The 9,962-nt window shown below is 46.5% G+C and carries 12 protein-coding genes; 9 read left to right on the top strand and 3 right to left on the bottom strand.

The features are described 5' to 3' along the window. Positions 1–56: 56 nt before the first annotated feature. On the bottom strand, positions 57–1,175 hold the full coding sequence (locus PJF56_RS19135) for a glycosyltransferase family 4 protein (RefSeq protein WP_283764306.1): 1,119 nt from the start codon (positions 1,173–1,175) through the stop codon (positions 57–59). 35 nt (positions 1,176–1,210) lie between these two features. On the opposite strand from PJF56_RS19135, the gene PJF56_RS19140 reads away from it, so the two are divergent. Then, positions 1,211–1,357 (top strand): DarT ssDNA thymidine ADP-ribosyltransferase family protein, encoded by a 147-nt coding sequence (locus tag PJF56_RS19140; protein WP_283764307.1) that lies wholly within the window; start codon positions 1,211–1,213, stop codon positions 1,355–1,357. A 151-nt stretch (positions 1,358–1,508) separates the two neighbouring features. Beyond that, positions 1,509–1,955 carry a hypothetical protein gene (locus PJF56_RS19145; protein WP_283764308.1) on the top strand — a complete coding sequence of 149 codons (447 nt, stop codon included), beginning with the start codon at positions 1,509–1,511 and terminating at the stop codon, positions 1,953–1,955. Here PJF56_RS19145 and PJF56_RS19150 read toward each other — a convergent pair. Both PJF56_RS19150 and panB read right to left on the bottom strand, forming a co-directional pair. Next, positions 1,946–2,818 carry a glycosyltransferase gene (locus tag PJF56_RS19150; protein ID WP_283764309.1) on the bottom strand — a complete coding sequence of 291 codons (873 nt, stop codon included), beginning with the start codon at positions 2,816–2,818 and terminating at the stop codon, positions 1,946–1,948. The two genes, PJF56_RS19145 and PJF56_RS19150, sit on opposite strands and share 10 nt — an antisense overlap. A 271-nt stretch (positions 2,819–3,089) precedes the next feature. Then, the gene (gene panB, locus PJF56_RS19155; RefSeq protein ID WP_283764310.1) at positions 3,090–3,863 is read right to left on the bottom strand and encodes a 3-methyl-2-oxobutanoate hydroxymethyltransferase; all 774 of its coding nucleotides are present in this window, start codon (positions 3,861–3,863) and stop codon (positions 3,090–3,092) included. Positions 3,864–4,157: 294 nt separating this feature from the next. Here panB and PJF56_RS19160 point away from each other — a divergent pair, with 294 nt between their 5' ends. From PJF56_RS19160 to PJF56_RS19190, 7 genes are all read left to right on the top strand, one after another. Further along, positions 4,158–4,955, top strand: a complete 798-nt coding sequence (locus PJF56_RS19160) for a DUF928 domain-containing protein (protein ID WP_283764311.1) — start codon at positions 4,158–4,160, stop codon at positions 4,953–4,955. Between the two features lie 176 nt (positions 4,956–5,131). Continuing rightward, positions 5,132–5,284, top strand: a complete 153-nt coding sequence (gene pirA / locus PJF56_RS19165) for an arginine synthesis PII-interacting regulator PirA (RefSeq protein WP_430540899.1) — start codon at positions 5,132–5,134, stop codon at positions 5,282–5,284. 395 nt (positions 5,285–5,679) lie between these two features. Next, positions 5,680–6,390, top strand: a complete 711-nt coding sequence (locus PJF56_RS19170; protein WP_283764313.1) for a hypothetical protein — start codon at positions 5,680–5,682, stop codon at positions 6,388–6,390. 46 nt (positions 6,391–6,436) lie between these two features. After that, positions 6,437–6,601: a hypothetical protein gene (locus PJF56_RS19175; RefSeq protein ID WP_283764314.1), complete on the top strand. Its 165-nt coding sequence runs from the start codon at positions 6,437–6,439 to the stop codon at positions 6,599–6,601. A gap of 51 nt (positions 6,602–6,652) precedes the next feature. Then, on the top strand, positions 6,653–7,222 hold the full coding sequence (locus PJF56_RS19180; RefSeq protein ID WP_283764315.1) for a GNAT family N-acetyltransferase: 570 nt from the start codon (positions 6,653–6,655) through the stop codon (positions 7,220–7,222). Positions 7,223–7,234: 12 nt separating this feature from the next. Then, positions 7,235–8,362, top strand: coding sequence for a HetZ-related protein 2 (locus tag PJF56_RS19185; RefSeq protein WP_283764316.1), 1,128 nt, complete (start codon positions 7,235–7,237; stop codon positions 8,360–8,362). A 216-nt stretch (positions 8,363–8,578) separates the two neighbouring features. Then, positions 8,579–9,727: a GspE/PulE/PilB domain-containing protein gene (locus PJF56_RS19190; protein ID WP_283764317.1), complete on the top strand. Its 1,149-nt coding sequence runs from the start codon at positions 8,579–8,581 to the stop codon at positions 9,725–9,727. Positions 9,728–9,962 lie beyond the last annotated feature (235 nt).

Below are 9,962 nucleotides of genomic sequence, written 5' to 3' on the forward strand. Positions count from 1 at the left end.
TATCAAAGCTATAGCAAGGCGCGATCCCATTCTGAGACCTGACTACCAATTACCCATTACCTCTTACCTATTACCGCGCGTTTCATGTCTGCGAAGCAGAAAGCGCTATAACCTTTCAAAACCTCACAAGTCGCCTGTCCAGTGCGACACCAGCTAAACTGTGCTGCTCTTTTCAGACTCCCTTGACTTATCTGTTCTCGTGCTTGCGGATCTTGAATCAGGGTTTCCATGGCGGCGGTAATTTCTGGCACTTTGTAGGGATCGACTAAGATAGCGGCATCGGCGGTAATTTCGGGAAGGGAGGAGCAGTGGGAGGTAATGACAGGAGTTCCGCAAGCCATGGCTTCGAGGACGGGCAAACCAAAGCCTTCCCAGAGACTGGGGAAAATGAGGGCGATCGCCTGATTCATCAGCACCGGTAACTCTTCTGAGGACACATAATCAATAAATTTGACTCGATCGCTTAATCCCAATTCGTTCATCTGAGCGATCAAACTGGGGGTATAGCGGCGATCGCTTGTCCCCACTAACCACAACTGATAGTCTTGATTTTGGCGGACTTTTGCAAACGCTTCAATTACCCGATGCAGATTCTTATAGGTTGCATGGCGACCGACATAGAGAAAATAGTTAGAAGTCGGTAAATTTAATGGCTTAAACTGCTCCTGATTGTAGCCCAGCAAAATGGGGGTGATGCGATCGCCAGGAATGGAAAACCAATCCATAATATCATTGGCGGTTGCTTGGGAATTGCAGAGAATATGAGTCGCCTGATTGAGAACCTGTGGCAGATAATACCGGGAATAGAGGGTGAGAGGCGATCGCCTTTCGGGGAACCGCAACGGAATCAGATCGTGAACCATCACCACAAACCGACATCCCTGAAATAACGGCGCTTCCGGTAGAGGAGAAAACAGTAAACCCCCTTGCAGCTCGCGATAAATTTTAGGTAACCTAAATTGAGTCCAAAGCAACCGCTTGAGATGTCCCTTAGCCCCCTGTTCCGGCGTTTGTCCCCCTGGAATTGGATAATGGGAATATCCCTCTAACTTCTGGGCACTTAACAGAGTGGGATGTAACTCTCTCAGATAGGGTAAAATATTCAAAGCATAGGTGCTAATTCCTGTCGGTTTGTCCATTAGCACGGCTAAGTTAATTAAAAGGCGATCGTTCATCATATTAAAAACTATAAGAATTTAGACAATTAGGTATGACTCAACCCCAGATCAAAAACCTCTATTACATCACTCACATTAATAATATACCGTCTATTTTAGAAAACGGCATCTTGTGCCATCAACAACTTTTAGATTCCCAGGTTGAATTCACCCCTATTTATGATGAGAATGTGGATTAGGAAAACTGGAATGGTCACAGGTTGGCCCTTTGATGTGTCGCTATTTATGCGATATTGGTATTCACGTGGCGATTTATTTACCGCGCGAACAGCCAGTCGATCCTAATTTTTTAACTTCTGAATTTTTACTGAAAAATTGAGGGAAACTCTAATGACATTCCTATACAAACATACTCAAATTGGTACAATTATTCTTGTTCTCTTGGCTGCTCTGCTGCCTTTAGTCTTTTTCTATCTCTCCAAAGGCTTTGTGGGGATGGCAGCGAGTATTTTGATCGGGATTTTAGTGATTACGGTTTTGTTTAGCACGTTAACGGTGACGATTACAACAGCTCAAATCAAATGTTCGTTTGGAGTGGGTTTGATTCATAAAAGTTTTTCCTTGTCCAGGATAACTGATGCCGCGATCGTCCAAAATCCTTGGTATTATGGCTGGGGTATTCGCCTGACTCCTAGGGGATGGATGTTTAATGTTTCGGGGCTGGATGCGGTGGAGATTGAGTTGGATTCTGAGTCCTATTTTCGCATTGGAACGGATCAACCGCAAGCGTTAAAGTTAGCGATTGATGAAGCAATTGAAATGAACCGTCAACTCTGATGGCAAGATTTGGCTTGCAAAAATTGCTGTAATCCTTGCCAACGTCCTTGGTAGCCATCGGGGTTTTGTTTGATCCAATCGGCGATCGCTTTTAGGCTAAGATACCCTAAATTGAGGAGCAAGGCTAAAGGGGTTCCATGTTGCTGTAAGAAGTAGAGTTTGCTAAAGGTGGCGTGATGAAGTTTGGCTTTGAGGTTGTTTTGGCTCGTAGCAGAGACTTGATGAGTGACTAAAATGGCTTCAGTCACGGCAATAGAGTATCCTTGCTGAAAATAGCGCTCGCATAGATCGTTGTCTTCATAGTAGAGGAAGTAATGGCGATCGAATTGGGGGCAGGAGGGAAATTGGGCTAAGTTGAGAATCAGGCTACATCCAGATACCCAGCGAGAGGGGATGATTTTAGCGGTGGGGTTTTCTGAGGGGGAAATGGGGTGTTGATGGGGGAGCGATCCCAGCCAGGGATTGAATTTTCCTTGGGTAAACCAGGGGTTACCTTGGGTGTCTTGAATTTGAGTGCCTAAAATGGCTAAGTGGGGATGCTCTTGAAAGCAGGTTTGAATGTAGTCAATGGCAGCATCGGCTAGGGTGGTATCGGGATTGATTAACCATACTAAGCTATGAGGATCGCGTTCATAAATCCAAGTTAATCCTAAATTGCAACCGCCCCCAAAGCCTAGGTTTTCGGGAGCAGTGAGCAGGGTTAAGTTGGGATGGGTTGCGCTGTGGGGTTGCAGGGTTCGATCGCCTGGAGAGTTGTTGACAATGATAATTTTCAGGTTGGCGCGATCGGCTTCTGGAATGGACTGGAGCAGAGCAAGAATTAAGTCAGTAGAGTAATAGTTAACGATTAACAGGTATAGCATTTTAGGGGAATGCGAGCATCTTGCTCGCTAGAACTAACAAGCGAGCAAGATGCTCCCACTCCTTGACAACAAGCGAGCAAGATGCTCCCACTCCTTGACAACAAGCGAGCAAGATGCTCCCACTCCTTGGCAACAAGCGAGCAAGATGCTCCCACTCCTTGGCAACAAGCGAGCAAGATGCTCCCACTCCTTGGCAACAAGCAAGCAAGATGTTCCCACTCCTTGACAACAAGCGAGCAAGATGCTCCCACTCCCTGCTTTGACAGTCCAGTTAAGGAAACTGGCGATCGCGCACCTCCTGACTAAAGGTTTTCACCGCATTGGTAATGCTCTCCTGGAGATTCGTATAGACTTTTGCAAACGGCGGTTGCCAACTGGAGAGTCCTAAAACGTCGCTGGTGACTAAGACTTGGCCATCACAATGGGGCCCAGCACCAATGCCAATGGTGGGTATAGAAAGCGTTTCAGTAATTTTTTTGGCTAAATCATGGGTAATGTTTTCTAGAATAACGGTAAACGCTCCGGCTTCCGCAAGGGCGATCGCCTCCTGTAAGATCCGTTCCCCTTCCGCTTGAGCTTTTCCCTGTCGGCGATACCCTTGTCGATGAACAGACTGGGGCGTTACCCCCACATGGCCCACCACTGGAATACCGCTTAAACTTAAACGGTGGACAACCTCGATCATTTCCGGATAGCCCCCTTCTAGTTTCACTGCCCCCGCTTGGGTTTCCTTCAACACCCGACCCGCCGATCTTAGAGCTTGAATGGGGCCTTCTTGATAGCTCATAAACGGCAGATCGCAGACAACCAAAGCCTCTTTTACTCCTCGACAGACGGCTTGGGTATGGTAAATCATTTGATCTAAGGTTACCGGTAGGGTCGTTGGGTGACCTAACGCCACCATGGCTAGAGAATCTCCCACTAAAATCAGATCTACCCCAGCTCGATCCAGCAATTGGGCAAACGGATAATCCCAGGCTGTCAGCATCACCAGGGGATGACCTTGACGTTTCCGTTTCACCAATTGGCTGATTGCGATCGCCATTTATGATTACCCTTATGTCACAATTAAAGAAACGAACCCTGGGCCAGTCTATGGAGTTTTCCCAGAAGCCCTTCTTATTTTAGAAGTTTTTGCCCTTCCTGGGAAAAAGGCTTGACTCTCTTGCCCTCCAATTCTAAAAAGATCCTTAACGTTTGAGTAAAATCCTGTAATTCTCCGGGGAAGTGCTGTAGTTAGCGATTAAAGACGCTTCAGTGCTGACACTGGAAAAGACCCCAGGGTTAGCAGGATTTATGCGCTTCAGTTGTGTTTCTTTTGCTTGGTGGAAATCTACCTATGTTTGACTTCCCTACTTTATCCTCAACCTTATGCCGACGGGGTATGGCGATCGCCACTATTTCGTCCCTAGTGGGTTTATCCTTAACCTTGGATATATCTCCAACATTCGCCCAATCCTCTTCAGAAGGTGAACAAGTGGTCTATGCTCCCCAACTGCAAAACTGGGAAGACCCCCCTCCAGGTCTACCTGGCCGTCGCGGTGCTGCGGGGAGTCGTACCGGGTGCGTGGGAACAGCCAATCATGACTATCAACCCTTGACTTCCCTAGTGCCCATGAATGTCTTTGGTTTGACGACTCAAGCTTCTCCTACCTTTTATTTCTATGTTCCTCCCAATCAAGTAGAAGTGGCTGAGTTCGTTTTGGAGGATGAAATGGGCGATCGGATTGATAAAGTAGAATTAGCTCTTCAACAACACTCCGGATTAGTCGCAGTTAATCTCGCTGACTTGCCGAATTCACCGACATTGGATGTTAACCGGGTTTATGCTGTCTCTTTCCAATTAAACTGCCACGGACAATTGGTAGACTATGTGACGACAGGAATCAAACGGATTCCGTTAGAGACAAGCCAACAACAAGAATTAGGAGAAGGGGCTAAAGCTGATAAAATTCGCTTCTATACCCAAAATGGCATCTGGTATGACCTCCTGCAAACCCTCATCGAAGCTTATCCCCATGACCCTAGCATTGCCCTGAATTTAAATACCCTATTGGCGGCTCAGGAAATCGAGCTTCAACATCTACTACCCGTGATTAATCCTTCCCAGCCAACTGTTCTCAGTTTAAGCCAATAGTTCAACTCACCCCGTTCCCCTCACTCATCGGTCTGCTTGGTTGCATAGTTTGTACAGGCAGTCAATAGGATAGGACTTTTATTAAATTTTTGTAACTTAGGCTACGGTTTGAGTTTAAATCAGTTATCTTAAAAGAAAGCACCAATACCTTATCAAAGCAAAAAAAAATGTTTAGTATGAACAAAAAACGTCAAAAACTCCAAGAGGCTGCACAAGCCCATCAAGATAACCTACGCAAGAACTTACAGCACAGATTAGAAGTTGCTCGTACTAAAGGCGATATGTCTTTAGTCCGTCAACTAGAAGCTGAAGCTGACTATCTAGGGTAAGGCTTGATTGTCCGCAAAGCGGAAATACCCTCATTAAAAACCTAGGGAGCAAGATGCTCCCACTCCAGTAATATCAACCAATTGAGGGAGTGCAGGCATCTTGCCCGCTAGTTATACCCATTTACCGGATTCGATATCCAAACTTAATCAACACTAACGCATAACACCTGTAGCTTGTAAAGGGCGCTTCCTGTCATACCTGGAGAGGAAGCGCCCCTTTCGTTGGCCTATCGATTACCAATCCTCAGTCCTCAGCGATACAATAAACCATGAGCTATAGCAACCTCCAAAAATGTAAGGACTAAAAGCAACATGGCTTAATCGGAGAAACCTAGCTACCATAGTTTATTGGCTATTCCCCATTCCCTATTTGCAAGCTTGAGAGCAACAAAGCAATGGATTTGCCCCAGTTTACTGAAACCCAGCATCCCCTAATTGAGTCCCTGGCTCACTACAGCGATCGAGAATTGCTCACCTTATTTCAGCGCCATCCGGAGTCAGGGCGATACTTCACAGCCATATTTTGTCGGTATAACCCCATTGTCTATACTCTAATTTCCCATTGGGCGCGATCGCCCGTACAAGCCGATTATCTATTTGCTTGCACCTGGCGACACATCTACTATGAACTCGGAGGACTCCATTTACATGGAGCCACCCCTCAACCGGGTGAGTCACCTCTGACCTTACAAAATGCACTGATTAACTTCACTGCCTTCTGTATAAACAATATGGAGTTGCCTCCGGTTGAATCGATTTATTACAACCTTCAGGAGTGTTCTCCCCCCCTCTGGTGTTATGTGGAGCAAGCCATGGATCGATTAGAACCGATGATACGGCTAATGATTCTGCTCTCTCAAACCTTCCACTGGAGTGAAACCCGGATAGCTGCTTATTTACAAGCGGAAGGAGAATCCATTTCTCCCTTCCAGGTCAAAACCCACTTGCAACAAGGACTTGCTTCCCTAGAAGCTGCTTTACCCACCGATATCCGAACCATATACTTAAACGTAAACGATAACGTAAACTCTCAAGAGTCAGGAACTGCTGATGAATCCTTCTCCCCTAACTTTTCACCCACCCCTGAACCGATGCAAACCTTTTAGAATACCCTCTTCTGCTCGACTAGAATTTACGCCCCTCTTGTGGCTGATGGTGATCGGATTACTCCTACCCTATTATGGTAGTCTTCCTTTAGGATTACCCGGTCGGCCGGTCGGGCAGTCCCTAGAAGAACAACTTCAGGACTCTAGTTTACCCCTGCGTTGTCATATGCTGGCGATCGCCTTGGAACAAGAGCTAACGCCTAACGCCTAATTTTTCCTCCTCCCGATCCCCGGTTACAATGCCATAACCTTCTAATTCTGAATGCCCGATCTCTATGCCATCCGTATGGCTCAAATCCAAGATCTTAAAGGTCTTAGTGACCTATTAGCTGAATGTTTCCACACTTTCAAAGGGTGGAAAATTTGGTTTCGTTGGTTGAGTCTATTGATGCGTTGGGGGATTTATGAAGATTTGAAACAACGATGGCGCACAGCTTCCCCCTACTATGGCTGTTGGGTAGCGGTATATCAAAGACAGCCAGGTAAACCGGACGTGAGTCGAGAGCAACCGGAGCGGTTAGCCGGAATGGTGGAAGTCTCCTTAAGGTCTTGGTCAAACTGGAGTGAATGGTCTAAATATCCTTATATTTCCAATTTAGCGGTCAAACCAGAAGACCGCCATCAAGGGTTAGCTCAACAACTGCTGGAGCATTGTGAACAAACGGCGTTGAAATGGGGATGTGAAGAAATTTATCTTCATGTTTTGGAGAATAACTATCCTGCGCGGTGTCTCTACTATAAGGTGGGTTATCGTCTGCACCAGGTGGAACTCAGTTGGAGTACCCTGTTGCTGGGGAAACCGAAGCGTCTATTTTTGCAAAAACGTCTCTAAGCGGTGAGTCTGATGAGCGTTCTCAAACAATTAACAGATGATTGGCGATCGCGTCTTAAAGTTGAATGTTCTGATTATTCTCAGGAGGTTCATCAGAGTATTATTGATTGGTTGATCGGAGAAAATCCCGATCGCTTGCTGGATCTCGATCCAGAAGATTGGGAAATTGCCGTAGCCGCCATGGATTATCGCTATCGAATTTTACAAAAGAGATACTTAGGAGTGGCCCCGGAAGTCGCTTACAAAAAGCTGATGAAGCGGTTGGCAAGCTTATTTTTAATTCGTAACAAAATTCGCACCTGGGTCGCCTTAAGTCGCGATCGCCAACGCAGCGTCGTCGATGTGCTGCAAGAAGTGATCCAGGAATTATTACAGAGCGATCACTATCTCAAAGAGCAAATGGGTTTAATCCAACAGATTACTCCCCAACGATGGCTACAAAACACCCTGATTTTAGCTACCTTAGAAGAATATTGCCTGCGCCCGATTCGGAATCAACCCCTGCTACTCTATCGGTTTCTCAACTATCTGCGGCGTAGCCAGCGCGGAGGAATGACCAATATTCCCACCGGTAACTTGGTGCGGCTAATTTCTGAAGAACTCACCTCAGAAGAGAGTGACGATCCCATCAGTCTCTTAGATCGGCAGGCGATCGCCGAATACAAAGACACCCAAGCCTATCTGCAACAACAACGTTATCGAAAAGCCGTCGCCAGAGAATTTCAAGCCTACCTATACGAAACCCTAGGTGAAAAAGCGGCCAATTGGCTGCAATTCTATCTTCAAGGACGCACCCAAGAAGAAATTTCCACCCTACTCGACCTCTCGGTTAAACAAGTCTATCGCCTACGAGAAAAAGTAAGCTATCATGCCATTCGCATCTTCGCCCTTAAACAGCAACCCGAATTAGTCAGTCATTGGCTGGAAATTTCCTTGGAAGATCACACTCTAGGCTTAACCCCTAGCCAATGGCAAACCTATTGGGACAGCCTTACCCCCACCCAAAAACAGTTACTCGAACTGCTCAAAGAGCAAACCCCACCCCATGAAATTGGCGAAATCTTAAACTGGAAAACCAGTCAAGTCATAGCAGAATGGAGTAAGCTATACTTAGCCGCCCAATCTCTCCGGAATCCCTAAGCGTTTTTACCTTAACCCTTTCAGTTATGCGATCGGGGTGCAAGTTCTCAAGGGTGCGTTACAGTCTGATTAACTCGCCATTCTTCGACCCTTGGATCGGGAAAATCAGGGCATCGATCCCAGTTGTGCAATCTGCTTGAATGGATAACTCACTGTCAACACTCAACTATCCCTTACCCTTGCCCAGCGTCCTCATCATTATTGCCAGCACCGATCATGAGCTTACCCTCTCCTTCCTTTCATTCTTCTTCCATTTCTCATCTTGATATTGACAGCGATCGCATTTTCCCCCTGATCGATCGCGCCCTGTCCTTTGAAGCCTGTCTTTATCACCAAGTGCTTCCCCTAGCCTTAGAAGGGAGTCGGCTCAGACTAGGAATGGTCGATCCAGAAGATAATAGCGCCCTCACTTACTGCCGTCAAATTCTATCTTACCTGCGATGCTCCATTGTGACGCAGAAAATTTCCTCGGATCTACATCAATCGAGCCTCAAAGCCTATCTCAATCATGTTAGCTCCCAACAACAAGCGCCTCCTGCCCTACCCAACCCCTCGCCACCCCCTCCTTCTCGCTCCCAGGGAAATGCGGAATCAGACCATTGGCAAAATCGACCGACGTTAGTGTTAGATGCAGACGAGGTCATCAATTTAGTTAAGCAAGATACATCTGAATCGGACTCAACCGCTAAACCTCCCCCTTCAGTCACTCCCCTAAAACGGACTCAAGGGTTACCCGAATTAAATATTCAAGCTCAGTATTTATCCAGTCCGGTGGCAAGCCTGGCTACCCTACCCCCCTCGATCCTCTGGCAAGAATTGCTCAGTCGGGTGTTAGTCGGAGGAATTGGGCGACTGTTTTTTGAACGTCATCCTCACCATGGGCGAGTGTTATGGAGCTTAAATGGTGTCGTCCAATCTGTGTTAGATAATTTACCTTTAGACCGGTTTCAGGGGGTGATTCATGAGCTGAAATTACTCAGCCGCTTACCGTTAATTCCGGTGAAAACTCTCAAAGAGGTGGAACTCGAACGGTATTATCATCAAGAGCGGTTATTGTTGCGTTTGCGGGTGATGCCGGGTAAACATGGGGAAGATGCAACCCTACAAGTTTTGCGCGGAGCTGCTTTGAAGTTTCACCAACGACAGCAGATCGCGACCATGGGTAGAGATGCTTTGACGATCGCCCAACAGTTACAGAAGAAGTTAAACGATCTGCGCGATCGCGCCCATGGGGATACCCAATTATCGGGCAAAGAGCTAGAGTCCCTCACCAGTTTAAATCAAATCTTAATTCATTTAACGGCACAAGTTCAGGATTTACAAGCCTTGCGCTCTGAAACGTTAAATCAGAAATCGGAGACTTAGATCCAATTCAGCCGGATTGGATCTAATATCAAATCCGCTTGAATACCATAATTAAAAATGTAGGGAGCAAGATGCTCCCACTCCAGTAATATCAAATACAGCGCTTCGCGCGGCAGAAGGGTAATGGGTAATTGGTAATGGGAAAACCATTTTTCACGCTATAATCCCCATTTTTCAGGCTTTTCATGGGAAGGCACTCAACCCTTAAAATTTCGATAACTGTACCTCATAACAT

Source organism: Roseofilum halophilum BLCC-M91, from assembly GCF_030068445.1.
Lineage (GTDB): Bacteria > Cyanobacteriota > Cyanobacteriia > Cyanobacteriales > Desertifilaceae > Roseofilum > Roseofilum halophilum.

Excerpts from the sequence above, each read along its gene's own strand:
- PJF56_RS19135 (WP_283764306.1), bottom strand. The coding sequence starts at position 1,175 with ATGAACGATCGCCTTTTAATTAACTTAGCCGTGCTAATGGACAAACCG.
- PJF56_RS19140 (WP_283764307.1), top strand. The coding sequence starts at position 1,211 with ATGACTCAACCCCAGATCAAAAACCTCTATTACATCACTCACATTAAT.
- PJF56_RS19145 (WP_283764308.1), top strand. The coding sequence starts at position 1,509 with ATGACATTCCTATACAAACATACTCAAATTGGTACAATTATTCTTGTT.
- PJF56_RS19150 (WP_283764309.1), bottom strand. The coding sequence starts at position 2,818 with ATGCTATACCTGTTAATCGTTAACTATTACTCTACTGACTTAATTCTT.
- panB (WP_283764310.1), bottom strand. The coding sequence starts at position 3,863 with ATGGCGATCGCAATCAGCCAATTGGTGAAACGGAAACGTCAAGGTCAT.
- PJF56_RS19160 (WP_283764311.1), top strand. The coding sequence starts at position 4,158 with ATGTTTGACTTCCCTACTTTATCCTCAACCTTATGCCGACGGGGTATG.
- pirA (WP_430540899.1), top strand. The coding sequence starts at position 5,132 with ATGAACAAAAAACGTCAAAAACTCCAAGAGGCTGCACAAGCCCATCAA.
- PJF56_RS19170 (WP_283764313.1), top strand. The coding sequence starts at position 5,680 with ATGGATTTGCCCCAGTTTACTGAAACCCAGCATCCCCTAATTGAGTCC.
- PJF56_RS19175 (WP_283764314.1), top strand. The coding sequence starts at position 6,437 with ATGGTGATCGGATTACTCCTACCCTATTATGGTAGTCTTCCTTTAGGA.
- PJF56_RS19180 (WP_283764315.1), top strand. The coding sequence starts at position 6,653 with ATGCCCGATCTCTATGCCATCCGTATGGCTCAAATCCAAGATCTTAAA.
- PJF56_RS19185 (WP_283764316.1), top strand. The coding sequence starts at position 7,235 with ATGAGCGTTCTCAAACAATTAACAGATGATTGGCGATCGCGTCTTAAA.
- PJF56_RS19190 (WP_283764317.1), top strand. The coding sequence starts at position 8,579 with ATGAGCTTACCCTCTCCTTCCTTTCATTCTTCTTCCATTTCTCATCTT.